13 protein-coding genes are annotated in these 15,028 nt (G+C 62.7%); 2 read left to right on the top strand and 11 right to left on the bottom strand.

Going from position 1 to position 15,028, the window contains the following annotated elements; genetic code table 11:
* Nucleotides 1-40: 40 nt before the first annotated feature.
* Entirely contained in the window at nt 41-1,390 is a 1,350-nt protein-coding gene (locus C4Q27_RS23980; RefSeq protein ID WP_104887453.1) for a D-serine ammonia-lyase, read from the top strand.
* 43 nt (nt 1,391-1,433) lie between these two features.
* On the opposite strand, the gene C4Q27_RS23975 is transcribed toward C4Q27_RS23980, so the two are convergent.
* The 11 genes from C4Q27_RS23975 to pedF form a co-directional block, all read right to left on the bottom strand.
* On the bottom strand, nt 1,434-2,048 hold the full coding sequence (locus C4Q27_RS23975) for a hypothetical protein (protein ID WP_104887452.1): 615 nt from the start codon (nt 2,046-2,048) through the stop codon (nt 1,434-1,436).
* Nucleotides 2,049-2,574: 526 nt separating this feature from the next.
* Nucleotides 2,575-4,245, bottom strand: a complete 1,671-nt coding sequence (locus C4Q27_RS23970) for a NahK/ErcS family hybrid sensor histidine kinase/response regulator (protein WP_104887451.1) — start codon at nt 4,243-4,245, stop codon at nt 2,575-2,577.
* A complete protein-coding gene (gene ercA / locus C4Q27_RS23965) occupies nt 4,229-5,392 on the bottom strand; it encodes an alcohol dehydrogenase-like regulatory protein ErcA (protein ID WP_004576476.1) in 1,164 nt (387 codons plus the stop codon). Before ercA ends, C4Q27_RS23970 begins: the two co-directional genes overlap by 17 nt.
* Nucleotides 5,393-5,481: 89 nt before the next feature.
* A complete protein-coding gene (pqqD, locus tag C4Q27_RS23960) occupies nt 5,482-5,754 on the bottom strand; it encodes a pyrroloquinoline quinone biosynthesis peptide chaperone PqqD (RefSeq protein WP_064490943.1) in 273 nt (90 codons plus the stop codon).
* Between the two features lie 51 nt (nt 5,755-5,805).
* Complete coding sequence (pqqA, locus tag C4Q27_RS23955; RefSeq protein WP_003243383.1) at nt 5,806-5,877, bottom strand: pyrroloquinoline quinone precursor peptide PqqA; 72 nt, start codon at nt 5,875-5,877, stop codon at nt 5,806-5,808.
* A gap of 230 nt (nt 5,878-6,107) precedes the next feature.
* Nucleotides 6,108-7,628: an aldehyde dehydrogenase family protein gene (locus tag C4Q27_RS23950; protein ID WP_003254088.1), complete on the bottom strand. Its 1,521-nt coding sequence runs from the start codon at nt 7,626-7,628 to the stop codon at nt 6,108-6,110.
* A gap of 163 nt (nt 7,629-7,791) precedes the next feature.
* Entirely contained in the window at nt 7,792-9,579 is a 1,788-nt protein-coding gene (pedH, locus tag C4Q27_RS23945; protein ID WP_019436699.1) for a PQQ-dependent alcohol dehydrogenase PedH, read from the bottom strand.
* A 171-nt stretch (nt 9,580-9,750) separates the two neighbouring features.
* A complete protein-coding gene (locus tag C4Q27_RS23940; protein ID WP_104887879.1) occupies nt 9,751-10,674 on the bottom strand; it encodes a quinoprotein relay system zinc metallohydrolase 1 in 924 nt (307 codons plus the stop codon).
* A 38-nt stretch (nt 10,675-10,712) separates the two neighbouring features.
* A complete protein-coding gene (locus tag C4Q27_RS23935; protein WP_104887450.1) occupies nt 10,713-11,474 on the bottom strand; it encodes a quinoprotein dehydrogenase-associated SoxYZ-like carrier in 762 nt (253 codons plus the stop codon).
* Nucleotides 11,475-11,482: 8 nt separating this feature from the next.
* Nucleotides 11,483-12,358: an ABC transporter substrate-binding protein gene (locus C4Q27_RS23930; RefSeq protein ID WP_012052781.1), complete on the bottom strand. Its 876-nt coding sequence runs from the start codon at nt 12,356-12,358 to the stop codon at nt 11,483-11,485.
* 5 nt (nt 12,359-12,363) lie between these two features.
* On the bottom strand, nt 12,364-12,825 hold the full coding sequence (gene pedF / locus C4Q27_RS23925) for a cytochrome c-550 PedF (protein ID WP_014860448.1): 462 nt from the start codon (nt 12,823-12,825) through the stop codon (nt 12,364-12,366).
* A 254-nt stretch (nt 12,826-13,079) separates the two neighbouring features.
* Here pedF and exaA point away from each other — a divergent pair, with 254 nt between their 5' ends.
* Nucleotides 13,080-14,975: a quinoprotein ethanol dehydrogenase gene (gene exaA / locus C4Q27_RS23920; protein WP_033726729.1), complete on the top strand. Its 1,896-nt coding sequence runs from the start codon at nt 13,080-13,082 to the stop codon at nt 14,973-14,975.
* Nucleotides 14,976-15,028: the final 53 nt, after the last annotated feature.

The following is a 15,028-nucleotide window of genomic DNA, read 5'->3' as shown; positions in this document are numbered from 1 at the left end:
CTGCTGCTGGCGGCCCACAGACTGCACTGCAGGTGAAATCATGATTCACGGAAAAACCCTGGAAGCCTGGCAACAAAGCCACCCGATCATCGCCGAGCTGGTTGCCCTGAAGCAGACCAGCTGGTTCAACCCTGGTATCGCCAAGGCTGCAGAAGCCCTGCACGATGTGGGCCTGACGGCTGCCGACGTGCAAGCGGCCAGCGCGCGGCTGCAGCGGTTCGCGCCTTACCTGGCCACCGTGTTCCCCGAAACAGCCGCTGCCGGCGGGGTCATCGAGTCGCCTGTCATCCCGCTGCCACAGCTGCGCCGGGTGCTTGTCGAAGAAGGATCACTGCAGAACGCAGGCAGCCTGTGGCTCAAGGCGGACAGTGACCTGCCCATCTCCGGTTCGATCAAGGCCCGGGGCGGTATCCATGAAGTGCTCAAGCACGCCGAAGACCTGGCCCTGGCGGCCGGATTGATCACGCCAACGGATGACTACACCAAACTGGCTAGCGACCAGGCCCGCGCATTCTTCAGCCAGTACACGATCGCCGTGGGTTCGACCGGCAACCTGGGGCTGTCGATTGGCATCATGAGCGCCAAGCTGGGTTTTAAGGTGAGCGTGCACATGTCGTCAGACGCCCGGCAATGGAAGAAGGACAAGCTGCGGGCCAACGGCGTGACCGTGGTAGAGCACGCGTGCGACTACAGCGTAGCGGTCGAGCAGGGTCGCCAGCAGGCAGCCTCAGACCCCAATTGTTATTTTGTCGACGACGAAAACTCCCCACAGCTGTTTCTCGGCTATGCCGTCGCCGCCGAACGGTTGGCGCGGCAATTCGACCAGGCTGGCATCCAGGTGAACGCAGATCACCCGTTGTTCGTCTACCTGCCGTGCGGCGTAGGGGGCGGCCCGGGCGGTGTCGCATTCGGGCTGAAGCTGGTGTTCGGCGATGCGGTGCACTGCATCTTTGCCGAGCCCACCCACTCCCCCTGCATGCTGCTGGGTGTCTACACCGGCCTGCATGATGAAACCTGCGTGCAGGACTTCGGCATCGACAACATCACCGCCGCAGACGGCCTGGCGGTCGGGCGCCCATCAGGGTTTGTCGGCAAAGCCATGCAGCGGCTGATCGATGGTTACTACACCGTGACCGACGAAGAACTGTACCGTTTGATGGTCATCGCCCATGAGCAGGACAAGGTCAAACTGGAACCTTCTGCCCTGGCCGGCGTACCCGGTATGCTACGGGTGCTGCAAGCGGGCGAGTACCTGGCTCGCCAAGGCTTCACCCCAGCCCGGCTGCAACAGGCCACCCACCTTGTCTGGGGAACGGGGGGCAGCATGGTGCCGGAAGATGAGTTCAATGCCTATCTGGCAAAAGGGCGCAGCGTGCAGGCAAACGCGTAACCGCGAGCGCCGCTTCGCGGCGCCGTTGCAGTGCCTCAGGCCATCAGCAAGGAATGCCCACCCGCGGCCACACAGGTGCTGGCGTCGCTTTGGCCATATTGCGTTTTCGCGCCCACTGGGTCAGTGCGGCCATCAGGGCAAAGCCAAGCAGGATCAGCACCGGATAGGCCAACAGCAACTCGGTCAGCGAATACTTCCAGGCCAGTGGCCGACCGACGCCCAGCATCGCTGCATATAACCAGGAAACACCTGACAGTGCACCAGAAAACAACGCAAACATCCGCACGCCTATATTCAGGTCAAGCAAAGAACCGGCCTTGAGCAAGGCAGGTAATACATAACGATGCAACAACATGCCATTGAAGGTCAGGAGCAAGACAATAATGACCTTGGCGTGAAGTTTGGGATTGGCAAAATAACTCATGCCTTTTTCAAGGTAATCGATACCAATGACCGCGGCACCGGTAAGCCACAGGAATATCAAGGCATTGGCAACGGACGCCTGCAATCGCGCCATGTGCTTACCGTCATGGCTGGCCTGTTGATGCCCCTTCAACAAGTCCCTGACCATCTCGGCATCACTGGTAAATACTAGGCCGATGGCGATACAACAGGCCAGTAAATGAACATAAATGACCGACAACCGCACCAGCTCCATGGATTCTTTCTGCCCGAACAGGCTAATAATTGTATTAAACTCCACGTCGAATTCTCCACGTAATGCATTAGCGCTAGATGGCCTTGCAACAAGCATGCGTACGACTTGATCGCACCGGGAAGACCAAATTCATATCGTTAATTGAAACAGCGAAGGGTTACTCACTTGCACACAGTGGCTCAACCGTTGAGCCTCGGTTGGACATGGCGTTACTCCATTGTCAGAGGTAAAAAAGCCCCGTGTGCATCCCTGCGATTCAAATCAAGTTGAACGTCCAGTACGTTCTGGGGAGAGGTGCGAAGTGTGGTTCTTGAAGAACACATTCGCTGGCAAATAGGAACGACCCACTGGCAAATCGTTCATTTCTTGAGCAAAAGCACCGACCAGCGGTATTTAAAGCCGTATTAGTTAGTTTACTAACTTCTTGCAAGTTGACCGAATGGTAAGTTTCAAAGGCCAGTGGATCCAAACTTCGCGACAGGCCATTTAAGTGCTCTATTTCGCCGAGTGGTGAACGAGTACCCTATCAATGCACCAGGAGCAACTGGCTCAACACCGCCCGCAGTTTCCCGGGTTTCACAGGTTTGTTCAGTAGCGGCGCCCCTAGCTTCTGCAAGCCCCGCCGGCACTGATCGCTGCGGTCTGCGGTAATGATCACTGCCGGTATGGCAGTCGCAAAATGCTCACGCAGGTACCTCACCACCTCGCACCCCACTACGCCATGGTCCAGGTGGTAGTCGGCCAGGATCAGTTCCGGGGCCTGCCCCTGCAAGACCAGCAAGGCACCTGCCTGGTCGGTCGCGGTCACCACTTCGCAGCCCCACTGCCCAAGCAGCGCGCCCATGCTCTCGAGTATGCTCACTTCGTTGTCCAGTACCAGCAGGCGGCGGCCCGGCAGCGGATCACCGACGCTGGGCAGCGGCACAGCCTGGTGAACAGCCAGCGGCACTTCTTTGCCAAGAGGTACCTCGATGCTGAACACCGAGCCACGCCCTGGCCACGACCGCACCTGGATCCGATAACCGAGTATCTTGGCGATCCGCTCGACGATGGCCAGCCCGAGGCCAACGCCCTTGCGATCCGCTGCACGCCCCACATCCAGCTGATTGAACTCGAGGAATATGTCCTGCAGCCGGTCCTGCGCAATGCCCCGTCCGGTATCCCACACCTCCAGCCGCAAATGACCACCGCGGCGCCTTGCCCCGAGCAGGATCCGCCCCTCCTCGGTATACCGGCAAGCGTTGCTGAGGAAGTTGCGCAGGATGCGTGTGAGCAACCGCAGGTCAGTGCTGATGGCGTAGTCGGCTATGCGTGCGTGCAGCTTCAGGCCCGCCGCCTCGGCCACCGGGCTGAACTCCGAGACCAGCGGCGCGAACAGTTCGTCCAGGCGGTACACGGCCACATCCGGCTTTACCGCCGCCTGGTCGAGCCGGGAAATGTCCAACAGGTCGGTCAGCAGGTCTTCCGCGCCCTCCAGAGCCTGGTGGGTACGCTCCACCAGCACATGCTCGGGCTCTGGCAACGGCCGCTCGCGCAAGGTCGAAATCAGCAAGCGGGCAGCGTTCAACGGTTGCAGCAGGTCATGGCTTGCGGCGGCGAGGTATTTGTCCTTGCTGCGGTTGGCGGCTTCGGCGGCATCACGCGCCTCCAGCAATTCATCGGTACGCGCAGCGACCCGTTGCTCCAGTTCGTCATTGAGTTGTTGCAGACGCTGCTGGGCCAGCTTGCGTTCGGTAATGTCGGCGACGAATCCCTCCACCAGCCCTTCATGGCCGGGTTTGAGCAGCAGGTTCATCAGTACATCGAGATGGCTGCCGTCCTTGCGCCGCAGACGGGTTTCGTAGCCGTGCAGGCTGTGCTCACGGGCGAGCACCGCGGTAATGGCCTGCAACTCCTCGGCACCGCCATCAAACAGGTTGGCGGCCAGGTCAGTCAGGGAAAAAAGCACCGCTTGCGGGTCGTCATAGCCGAGCATGCGCGCCAGCGCCGGGTTTGCGGCGCGCATGCCGTCCTGAAGGCTGGCCTGGAAAATACCGTGCACGGCGTTTTCGAACAGCCATTTGTAACGGTTGCGTTCGGCTTCCAGCTCGTCCAGGCGGGCGGACAGCTCCGGGTAATGGCTTTTGCGCGCCGAGTGGTCACCCAGCCCCAGTAGCCCGGCCAACGCCCGCTGCTGCTCGTCAGAGGGCCTCGCCATAGACCACCTCGACATCACGCTGGCTGGACGCACGGGGGTTGGTGAGGATGCACGGGTCGTCCATCGCGTGTTGCGACAGGAACGGGATATCGGACGTGCGCACCCCGTGCAGGCCCAGGGTTTCATGGAAGCCGATGGCACGCTTCAGGGCAATCAGGTGCTCCACCAGCCGCCCGCAGATCTGCCGGTGATTGAGACCGCGGCAGTCGATACCGAACACCTCGGCGATCACCTTGAAACGCTCCGGCGCCGAGCTGTAGTTGAACGCCACCACGTGCTCCACCAGCACCGCATTGCACAAGCCATGGGGCAAGTCGAGGAAGCCGCCCAGGCTGTGCGACATGGCGTGCACTGCGCCCAGGATCGCATTGGAGAACGCCAGACCCGCCTGCATGCTGCCGAGCATGATCTTCTCGCGCAGCGCAATATCAGTAGGGTTGGCGATCATCTCCACCAGGTTGCCATTGATCAGGCGCATGGCTTCCAGCGCATGGGGATCGGTCAGCGGTCCGTGGCCGGTAGACACGAAGGCCTCGATGGCATGCACCAACGCATCGATGCCGGTGCAGGCCGACAGGAACGGGTCCATGCTCAGGGTGGTCTGCGGGTCGATCAGCGACACGTCCGGCACCACCGCCTTGCTGACGATGGAGAACTTCATGCGTTCCTGCTGGTTGGAAATGATCACGAACTGCGACACGTCCGCCGAGGTGCCGGCGGTGGTCGGGATCAGGATCAGCGGCGGGCTGGGCACGCGGATCATGTCCACGCCTTCGAATTCGAGGATGCTGCGCCCATGGGCCACCACGATGCCGATGGCCTTGCCGCAATCCATCGGGCTGCCGCCACCGACGGCGACGATCACGTCACAGTGGTTCTGCCGATAGATCTCGGCGCCGAGCATCACCTCCTCGACCCGCGGGTTGGGTGACACCGCTGTGTACAGGCAGTAGTCGATACCCTGGGCCTGCAGGCTGGCCTCCACATCCGCCACCCAGCCGGCGGCGATCACGCCAGGGTCGCTGACCACCAGTACCTTGCGCGCACCGAAGGTTTTGGCGTAATTGGCCACATTGTGCCGGCAGCCGGCACCAAAGATGATTTCAGGCGATACGAACTTGCGAAGGGGGCTGAAACTCTGGCTCATCGGTAAGCCTGTTCTTATTGTTCTGGAAGATAACCGCCAGCGTAAAGCATCCCACCACGAAAGCAACCAGACCAAAGCGGGGCTACCGGTCATTCTATCCAGGATTTGGCGCGGGCCACCTCCAGAAACGCCAGTACGTCCTCTTCGAGCCCCGGTACATCGGGGAAGCGTTGTGCCAGGCGGTCGATGACCGTTGCCACGGTACTGTGGCCGTCCAGCAGCTCCAGGACCCAGCCGGCACTGGCATTGAGCTCGATGATGCCCCCGGCGTACAACAGCACGTGGCAAGCCTTCTGTGGCTCCCAGCCCAGGCGCAAGCCTCGCCCCAAGGCAAGGGCCTGCTGGCGATCAATCAGGTTCACAGGCGCATGCTCCAGGAGGATCCGGCCACCGTGGCGATGGCCGGGCCGTCATCAACGGTTGGCGAAATACATCGTCACTTCGAAGCCAATGCGCAGGTCGGTATAGGCGGGTTTAGTCCACATAGGGCAAGTCCTCTTCTTGTGCCGGAGGATTCCGGTAGAAACATTAATGCACGGGGGCGGACTGGACCGAATGCTACTTTGGAACGAGCTTGCGGGGTGCGTTGGTACGGGTAGGCCATGCATGTGCCGGCCCTTTTGCGGGCTCGCCCGCCCCCACAGGTTCTTCACCGGTTCTGGAACCAACGGTGAACCTGTGGGAGCGGGCGAGCCCGCGAAGGCCGCGACGCGGTCTAGAAGAAGCCCAGCGGATTGATGTCGTAGCTCACCAGCAGGTTCTTGGTCTGCTGATAATGGTCAAGCATCATCTTGTGGGTCTCACGGCCAACACCGGACTTCTTGTACCCCCCGAACGCCGCATGCGCCGGGTACAGGTGGTAGCAGTTGGTCCACACTCGCCCGGCCTTGATCCCGCGGCCCATGCGGTAAGCGCGGTTGATGTCGCGGGTCCACAGGCCGGCGCCCAGGCCGAATTCACTGTCGTTGGCGATCGCCAGCGCTTCGGCTTCGTCCTTGAAGGTGGTCACGCCCACCACCGGCCCGAAGATTTCTTCCTGGAACACGCGCATCTTGTTGTTGCCCTTGAGCAGCGTTGGCTGAATGTAGTAACCGCTGGCCAGGTCACCCTGCAGCCGCTCGGCACCACCGCCGGTGAGCAGCTGCGCGCCCTCTTCCCGGGCAATCTCCAGGTACGAAAGGATCTTGTCGTACTGTTGCTCGGACGCCTGGGCACCCACCATGGTTTCGGTATCCAGCGGGTTGCCGCGGGTGATCTTGGCGATCTTCTTCATCACCTCGGCCATGAACGGTTCGTAGATCGACTCCTGGATCAGCGCCCGTGACGGGCAGGTGCACACCTCGCCCTGGTTGAAGAACGCCAGCACCAGGCCTTCGGCAGCCTTCTCGATGAACGCCGGCTCGGCCTGCATGATGTCTTCGAAGAAAATGTTCGGCGACTTGCCGCCCAGTTCGACGGTGGACGGGATGATGTTCTCGGCCGCGCACTTCATGATGTGCGAGCCCACCGGGGTGGACCCGGTGAAAGCGATCTTGGCAATGCGCTTGCTGGTGGCCAGCGCCTCGCCGGCCTCACGGCCAAAGCCCTGGACGATGTTCAGTACGCCTGCCGGCAACAGGTCGGCGATCAGTTCGGCAAAGACGGTAATCGACAGCGGCGTCTGCTCTGCGGGCTTGAGCACCACGCAGTTGCCAGCGGCCAAGGCCGGGGCAAGCTTCCAGGCGGCCATCAGCAGCGGGAAGTTCCACGGGATGATCTGCCCCACCACACCCAGCGGCTCGTGGATGTGATAAGCCACGGTGCCTTCGTTGATCTCGCCTACGCCACCCTCCTGGGCGCGGATGCAACCGGCAAAATAGCGGAAGTGGTCCGCTGCCAGCGGCACGTCGGCATTCAAGGTTTCGCGTATGGCCTTGCCGTTGTCCCAACTTTCGGTAACCGCCAGCACTTCCAGGTTCTGTTCGATGCGGTCGGCAATTTTCAGCAGTACCCGCGCACGGTCTTGCACCGAGGTCTTGCCCCAGGCTTCGGCGGCGGCATGCGCGGCGTCCAGGGCGCGCTCGACGTCCTGGGCCGTGGAGCGCGGGAATTCGGCAATCGGCTGGCCATTGACCGGCGAGCTGTTGGTGAAGTACTGGCCAGCCAACGGCTGCACGAACTCGCCACCGATGAAGTTGCCATAACGGGGTTTGAAGGATACGACGGCGCCTGGAGTTCCGGGTTGTGCGTAGATCATGCTGAGCCTCTGCGGGTCGGTGCCTGTCCCACGACAGGCGATGCACCGATGGTAAGAAGCCCCGCGTGCCGGGCGAATGCATCGTTGGCAGCGGGGCTCTCGTCATTTGGTAGTAGGGCCGCTTGCCAGCAGATCAGCGGCAGCAAGCGGCAGTAGGCAGGCGTTATGGCTTGGCGCTTGCCGTTTGCTGCAACTGCTTGGGCAACTTGAAGGTCCAGAGCATGCCGCCCTGGTTGAAGTCCTTGACCCGTTTGGCCACTTCGCCGCCCCACAGCGGCACCGCGCCGCCCCAGCCGGAGACCACCGAAACGTATTGCTCGCCGTCCATTTCCCAGGTGACGGGCGAGCCAAGCACGCCTGAGCCGGTCTGGAATTCCCAGACCTTGTCGCCGGTCTTGGCGTTGAATGCCTGCAGGAAGCCCTCTGGCGTGCCCGTGAACACCAGGTTGCCCTTGGTGGTCAGCACACCGCCCCACAGCGGCGCGTAGTTCTTGTGGCGCCACACTTCCTTGCCGCTGACCGGGTCGATGGCACGCAGCACGCCGATGTAGTCTTCATTGAGCGGCTTGATGGTGAAGCCGGCACCGAGGAACGCCGCACCTTTCTTGTAGGCGATGCCTTCGTTCCAGATGTCCATGCCCCACTCGTTGGACGGCACGTAGAACAGCCCTGTGTCCTTGTTGTAGGCCATCGGCATCCAGTTCTTGGCGCCGAGGAAGGCCGGCGCGACGAACACCGAGCTGCCCTTGGCCTCGCTGCCGGGTGCGCCCGGGCGGCTGGCGTCGTTGTAGATCGGCCGGCCGTCCTTGTCCAGGCCAGTGGCCCAGGTGATCTTGTCAACGAAGGGGAAGCCGCGGATGAACTTGCCGTTGGTGCGATCGAGCACGTAGAAGAAACCGTTGCGGTCGGCCGTAGCGGCAGCCTTGACCTCCTTGCCGCCGTCCTTGTAGTTGAACGAGATCAGCTCGTTGACGCCGTCGAAGTCCCAGCCGTCATGCGGCGTGCTCTGGAAGTGCCACTTGATGGTGCCGTCGTCCGGGTTCAGTGCCAGGCGTGAGGAGGAGTACAGGTTGTCACCGGGGCGCAGGTGCGAGTTCCACGGCGCCGGGTTACCGGTACCAAACAGGATCAGGTTGGTTTCAGGGTCGTAGTAACCGCCCAGCCACGGCGCGGCGCCGCCGGTCTTCCACAGGTCGCCAGGCCAGGTCTTGCCCGCCTCACCGCCGGAAATACCGTTCTCGATCGCCTTGCCATCCTTGTACACATAGCCCATGTGCCCTTCCACGGTGGGGCGCATCCACAGCAGCTCGCCGTTTTCCGGGTTGTAGGCCTGGATCTTGCCCACCACGCCGAACTCGCCGCCGGCAACGCCTGTGATCAGCTTGCCATTGACGATCATCGGCGCGGCGCTGATGGAGTAGCCTTCTTTGTGGTCGGCGACCTTCTTGCTCCAGACCACCTTGCCGGTGTCCTTGTTCAGGGCCACCAGCTTGGCGTCCAGCGTGCCGAAGAACACCAGGTTGCCGTACAGCGCGACGCCGCGGTTGATCACGTCGCAGCAAGGGCGGATGTCATCCGGCAGACGTGCATCGTATTGCCACAGTTTCTTGCCGGTGCGGGCATCCACGGCGAACACCCGCGAGTAGGAGCCGGTCAGGTACATCACCCCGTCCTTGATCAGCGGTTGGGCCTGCTGGCCGCGCTGCTTCTCCCCACCGAAGGAGAACGCCCAGACCGGGCGCAGCTCCTTGACATTATTGACGTTGAGCAGGTCCAGCGGGCTGTAGCGCTGGCCCTGCACGCCCAGGCCATTGGTCACGATCTGCTGCGGGTTCTTCGGGTCCTGGAGGATTTCTTCATTGCTGACAGCGGCGTGAGCCGCGCCGGCAAGCAGCATGGCGCTGAGCACCAGGCTCACGGCGAACAAGGGGCGACGTGGGGATCGGGTCATGACGGCTACCTTTGGTTTTTTTGTTGTGCCCGGGAAAATTTCCCGGTGTGTCGGGAATTCTTGGTCCCGACCCGATTGCCAACAATTGCTCGCAGTGCGGAGTTTTCTAGTTCCTTGGTAGCGGCCTGAGCGATGGGTGGGCGGCACGGGGGCTGACAGGCACAAAAAATGTCATGGCAAGCGCTGCAACTGCTGGCGCTCGTAACGCGGGTACAGGTGGCTGACACTGCGGATCAGCTCATAACGCGTCAGGCTTATCCCGGCAAACCGTTCGGGAATGGGGCTGCGGATCATCTCGGCCATGTCGTCACCGCGCGCCGCGCCATCGCGCATCAGGCCATCGAGCCAGCCCAGGTAGTCACGCATCTGCACGAACGGCTGCGCATCACTGGCCAACGGGCCATGCCCGGGTACAAGCTGTTTCCAGGGCAGTGCCTGCAGGGTATCCAGGTCCTTGAGCCACACGTCCAGCCCCGGGCTGTTGGGCGTGGTCAGGGCGCGTTGGTAGAACACCAGGTCGCCAGCAAACAGCACGCCGGTCTTTTCATCGAAAATCGCCAGGTCGGCACCCGTATGCCCGCCCAGCCCCAGCAACCTCAGGCGGTGCCCGCCCACCTCATGCACCCCCGGCTGCAGCACCCGGGTCGGCAGCACCACCTCGGTACCACGCATCCAGTCGCCGACCAGGCGATACATGTTCTCGGCCATGGCATCGCCTTGCTGGCGCAGCAGGTCGCGGGTGCCGGCCAGGGCACCGATCGGCACATCGGCAAAGGCCTGGTTGCCCAGCACATGGTCCGGATGATGATGGGTCAGCAGCACCTCCACTACCGGCTTGTCGGTGAGGGTGGCAATTACCTTGCGCAATGCCTCGCCATAGCCCTTCGACGGCCCGCTGTCGATCACCACCACACCGCTGTCGGTGACGATGAACGCGGTGTTGACCACATTGCCGCCATTGGCCTTGGCGAAATTGTCGGTGCTGCCTTCCAGCAACCAGGTGCCCTCGGCGATCTGCCGGGGTGTGAGCCGGTACACCAGATCAGCCTGGGCCGGCAGCCCCAGGCACAGCAGCAACAACAGGATCCAACGCATGATGGTGCCTCGGGTCAGGGTGAAATCAGACAACGCGCTCAGGGCAGCGCCGCCTCGAACTGGTTGCCGCTGTTGTCCCGCAACAGCAGCCGTGTTGGCCCGGGGCCCTGAATGTCAAAGCCCAGGTTGGGGTTTTCGCTGACCGCCGGGTACAGCTCCAGGCTGGCCAGGCGCTGGCCATCTGCGCCTTGCAACTCGGCATGGTTGAGAAAGAACTCAGGAATGCCGCTGACCAGGCCGTTATCCATGGGGTGGGCCACCTGCAGGCGCAGGCGGCTGCTGTCGCCACGCGGGTAGCGCCCGCCCAGCACCTCCCCGAGGTGCTCCTCCCAGCCGGGCTGGGTGCGCACCACGCTGGGTGCGGTACAACCGCCGCCGGCAGCATCGATCAGGGTCGAACCGACGTGCCACAGGCCATCGCGTGTCAGTACGGCGGCGCGCAACGGTGTGGCCTGTTCGATGCGGATGCGGATCGACAACCAGGGCAACACGCGCTCACCGGGCTGAAAGTCGACGATGCGCGGCAGAGGGTTCAGCTCTGCCCAGGCAATTATCCGCACCACCTCGCCCGTGAACGCCCGGGCGTCGATCTCCAGCGGTACCTGCCGTGCATCCTCGGCAAAGGGCGGCGCCAGAAGCTTCACACGGTCATCGAACACGAACGCCGCCTGCCCCAGCAACTGCTTGTGGTAGAAGTCCCACATCACGGAAGGCACCGGGTCTGTGTGGGTGCCTTGTGTCGCAGCCTGGGCGGCCCAGGGCATCCAGCAGGCCAGCAGGAAAGTTGCTCGCCAGTTCATGGCCACTCCTATTGATACATCTCCGGGACCTCGTAACGCAGGCCGTATGCGGCATACATCGCCTTGAGCCGGCCATCGCGAATCATCGCTTCCATGGCCTCCTCCACCGCGTAGGCCAACTGCCGGTTGCTTTCATGCACGGCCATGCCGATTTCCCAGGCCTGTTTGCCGAGGTTCGGGTAGGCGTTCTCTGCCAAGGCCAGTTGTGGGTCGGCGGCCTGGTGCAGCTGCCAGTCAACCTCGCCGCGCATCGCCATCACTGCGTCCACCTGGCCGGCCTGCATGGCAGCGAACGCCTGCTGCACGCTGGGGTAATGGTGGGTCCTGGCGCTGAGCATGCCGTTGAACACCGATGTCAGGTAGAACGACGGCACGCTGTCCACCTCGACCCCGATAGGATGCTGCTGGAATACCGCGACACTGGCCACCGAGGCCAGGCGACGGCGATCGTAGGCCACCTGCCAACGCTCCTGCTGATAGGGGCCGAACATGACCACCTGGGCGTTTTCCAGCTCCCCCAGCTCGTTGCGCCGCTGCGCGTAGGCGCGATCGTAAGGCACCCGCATCATCAGGTCGGCCAATTGCTGATGACGCAGCGGGCTGCCACGCCAGATGTAGTCGCGCAGGTCATCGTCGAGCTTTTCTCCGGGTGGCGCCCAGATCAGTTGCAGGCGTACCCCCAAGGCCGTGGCCAGGGCCTGCGCCAGCTCCACATCGACACCACGCGGCTGGCCGTGGTCCTGGAAACTGTAGGGGGCGAAATCCTTGTACACTGCCACCTTGAGCTCGCCGGCGGCGATGATCGCGTCATAGTTGCGCACCTGCGCCTGGGCCGCCGCGCAACACAGCAGCAGGCCACTCAACAGCACCGCCCACAGACGCATGGCCGTCACTCCTCGACGTGCACGCTGTCGAGGTAGGTGCGCACCGCCCACAGGGCTTCCTGGCTGAGGTAGTCGGCCATCTTCGGCATGTACACGCGGCCGTCGCGAACCGCGCCGTGGCGTACCCGCTCGACGAACCATTCATCGCCGGCATCACCCGCATCGAGCATGCGCAAGTCAGGGGCGATACCACCCGACTTGGCCTCCAGGCCATGACAGGCAGCGCAGTTCTGGTTGTAGGCCGAGGCGCCGATTTCCACGGCCTTTTCGTGCTCGGGCGAGCTGCGGTACGGGTTGACCGCGGCCCAGCCGTCGCCGTCCAGGCTCACGCCAGTGTCCTTGATCGGGGTCAGGCCCTTGGTCTCCACTGCCTGGGGCACCACGTTGCCATGGGCCCAGGCTGTACCGGTCAGCACGGCTGCGGCCAGCAACCCAGCAGCCAGCAACACATTGCATTTTGTTGTCATTGTTATGCCCTCACCATTGCACACAAAGCCTCAACCACAGAGGCCGTGCCGCCATCTTAGAAACAGCCCGCGGGTGGCCGAATGCTGCTTTGGTGGCCGGGCCTTAATCCCTTGGTAGTAGGGCTTGTGGCGAAGGGCCAATTGAGGTGCCGTGCGGGAACTATTCCCGGCAATGGCGGGACTTTTTCCGTATCCCGCGATGGCCGCTGCGCCCCACCCTGTGCAGGCCAAAACCTCCACTGGGAACTGCAACCATGACAATAAGATCGCTACCCGCCCTTTCCCCGCTGGCCCTGAGCGTGCGCGTCCTGCTGATAGCCGGTAGCCTGGCCCTGGGCAATGTGGCAACAGCGGCCAGCACACCCGCTGCACCTGCCGGCAAGAACGTCACCTGGGAAGACATCGCCAATGACCACCTGACCACCCAGGACGTGCTGCAGTACGGCATGGGCACCAATGCCCAGCGCTGGAGCCCGCTGGCCCAGGTCAATGACAAGAACGTGTTCAAGCTGACCCCGGCCTGGTCCTACTCCTTCGGCGACGAGAAGCAGCGCGGCCAGGAATCCCAGGCCATCGTCAGCGATGGCGTGGTCTACGTCACCGGCTCGTACTCGCGGGTATTCGCCCTCGATGCCAAGACCGGCAAACGCCTGTGGACCTACAACCACCGCCTGCCCGACAACATTCGTCCCTGCTGCGACGTGGTCAACCGCGGCGCGGCGATCTACGGTGACAAGATCTACTTCGGCACCCTCGATGCGCGTGTCATCGCCCTCGACAAGCGCACCGGCAAAGTGGTGTGGAACAAGAAGTTCGGCGACCACAGCGCCGGCTACACCATGACCGGTGCGCCAGTGCTGATCAAGGACAAGACCAGCGGCAAGGTGCTGCTGATCCACGGCAGCTCCGGCGATGAATTCGGCGTGGTCGGCCAGCTGTTCGCACGCGACCCGGACACCGGTGAAGAAGTGTGGATGCGGCCCTTCGTCGAGGGCCACATGGGCCGCCTGAACGGCAAGGACAGCACCCCGACCGGTGACGTCAAGGCGCCGTCCTGGCCAGACGACCCTACCACCGAAACCGGCAAGGTCGAAGCCTGGAGCCACGGCGGCGGAGCCCCTTGGCAAAGCGCGAGCTTCGACCCCGAAACCAACACCATCATTGTCGGCGCTGGCAACCCCGGCCCTTGGAATACCTGGGCGCGCACGTCGAAAGACGGCAACCCGCATGACTTCGACAGCCTGTACACCTCCGGCCAGGTCGGCGTCGACCCGAGTACCGGCGAGGTCAAGTGGTTCTACCAGCATACCCCCAACGATGCCTGGGACTTCTCCGGCAACAACGAGCTGGTGCTGTTCGACTACAAGGACAAGAACGGCAACGTGGTCAAGGCCACCGCCCACGCCGACCGCAACGGCTTCTTCTATGTGGTCGACCGCAACAACGGCAAGCTGCAGAACGCCTTCCCCTTCGTCGACAACATCACCTGGGCCAGCCATATCGACCTGAAGACCGGGCGCCCGGTGGAAAACCCCGGCCAACGCCCGGCCAAGCCGCTGCCGGGTGAAACCAAGGGCAAGCCGGTGGAAGTCTCGCCACCGTTCCTGGGCGGCAAGAACTGGAACCCCATGGCCTACAGCCAGGACACCGGGCTGTTCTACATCCCCGGCAACCAGTGGAAAGAGGAATACTGGACCGAGGAAGTGAACTACAAGAAGGGCTCGGCTTATCTGGGCATGGGCTTCCGTATCAAGCGCATGTACGACGACCACGTCGGCACGTTGCGCGCCATGGACCCGTCCACCGGCAAACTGGTGTGGGAACACAAGGAGCACCTGCCGCTGTGGGCCGGGGTGCTGGCAACCAAGGGCAACCTGGTGTTCACCGGTACCGGCGACGGCTTCTTCAAGGCCTTCGACGCCAAAACGGGCAAAGAGCTGTGGAAGTTCCAGACCGGCAGCGGCATCGTCTCGCCGCCCATCACCTGGGAACAGGACGGCGAGCAGTACATCGGCGTGACCGTGGGCTACGGCGGTGCAGTACCACTGTGGGGCGGCGACATGGCCGAGCTGACCAAGCCGGTGGCTCAGGGTGGTTCGTTCTGGGTGTTCAAGATCCCGAGCTGGGACAACAAGACTGCACAGCGTTGACCTGCAGCGGGGAGCGGCCTGCGCCCCTCCCCGTTTCTGCCCTTCTCCTGACC

Source organism: Pseudomonas sp. SWI36 (assembly GCF_002948105.1).
Lineage (GTDB): Bacteria > Pseudomonadota > Gammaproteobacteria > Pseudomonadales > Pseudomonadaceae > Aquipseudomonas > Aquipseudomonas alloputida.
The sequence above is the reverse complement of the archived record's forward strand: the minus strand, read 5'-3'. Positions and strand labels throughout refer to the sequence as shown.

Coding starts and splice junctions, on each gene's coding strand:
- exaA (WP_033726729.1), top strand. CDS start 13,080: ATGACAATAAGATCGCTACCCGCCCTTTCCCCGCTGGCCCTGAGCGTG.
- ercA (WP_004576476.1), bottom strand. CDS start 5,392: ATGAGCCAGAGTTTCAGCCCCCTTCGCAAGTTCGTATCGCCTGAAATC.
- C4Q27_RS23930 (WP_012052781.1), bottom strand. CDS start 12,358: ATGCGTCTGTGGGCGGTGCTGTTGAGTGGCCTGCTGCTGTGTTGCGCG.
- C4Q27_RS23940 (WP_104887879.1), bottom strand. CDS start 10,674: ATGCGTTGGATCCTGTTGTTGCTGCTGTGCCTGGGGCTGCCGGCCCAG.
- pedH (WP_019436699.1), bottom strand. CDS start 9,579: ATGACCCGATCCCCACGTCGCCCCTTGTTCGCCGTGAGCCTGGTGCTC.
- C4Q27_RS23980 (WP_104887453.1), top strand. CDS start 41: ATGATTCACGGAAAAACCCTGGAAGCCTGGCAACAAAGCCACCCGATC.
- C4Q27_RS23935 (WP_104887450.1), bottom strand. CDS start 11,474: ATGAACTGGCGAGCAACTTTCCTGCTGGCCTGCTGGATGCCCTGGGCC.
- pedF (WP_014860448.1), bottom strand. CDS start 12,825: ATGACAACAAAATGCAATGTGTTGCTGGCTGCTGGGTTGCTGGCCGCA.
- C4Q27_RS23950 (WP_003254088.1), bottom strand. CDS start 7,628: ATGATCTACGCACAACCCGGAACTCCAGGCGCCGTCGTATCCTTCAAA.
- C4Q27_RS23975 (WP_104887452.1), bottom strand. CDS start 2,048: ATGGAGCTGGTGCGGTTGTCGGTCATTTATGTTCATTTACTGGCCTGT.
- C4Q27_RS23970 (WP_104887451.1), bottom strand. CDS start 4,245: ATGGCGAGGCCCTCTGACGAGCAGCAGCGGGCGTTGGCCGGGCTACTG.